The 450-nt window shown below is 50.9% G+C and carries 2 protein-coding genes; both read right to left on the reverse strand.

The window, feature by feature from the left end; all coding sequences use genetic code 11:
• The coding region (locus tag QQZ18_RS23800; protein WP_446728639.1) for a Fe(2+)-trafficking protein at positions 1–129 on the reverse strand (129 nt) is incomplete at its 3' end.
• A gap of 27 nt (positions 130–156) precedes the next feature.
• The coding region (locus QQZ18_RS11435) for an NUDIX domain-containing protein (protein ID WP_284541046.1) at positions 157–450 on the reverse strand (294 nt) is incomplete at its 5' end.

Genomic DNA, 450 nt, shown 5'->3' on the forward strand with positions numbered 1-450 from the left:
CTGCCACTGCGCCCATGCTTCTTTTGAAATCTCGTTATAAATGCGTTTTCCCAGTTCGCCCGGGTACAGCTGAAAATCCTGTCCATCTGCTTCACGCTGCAGGAAAGTGCAAAAAATCGTTCTGCTCATAACTCATCCTCTTCATCGTCCGGTGCGTTAAACGGGGGCACCGGTACGTAACTGCTGTAATAAACGCTCCACCGGAGCCGCCAGGCCAACGGATGGCGGTTGCGCTAAGTTATACCAGAGCGCGTTGCCTTCATCCATGCATGAACCGCATGAGGACACAGTAAGCCACATAGGCACAATATCCAGATGGAAATGGCTGAAGGTATGGCGAAACGCGTTAAGTTGGGTCAAATTATCAGCGTTAACATGCCGTTGTGCCAGCCATTCCCGTAATTCCTCTTCACTGGCAAACTGCGGGAAACAGAATAAGCCACCCCATAG

The organism is Pleomorphomonas sp. T1.2MG-36, assembly GCF_950100655.1.
Classification (GTDB): Bacteria; Pseudomonadota; Alphaproteobacteria; order Rhizobiales; family Pleomorphomonadaceae; genus Pleomorphomonas.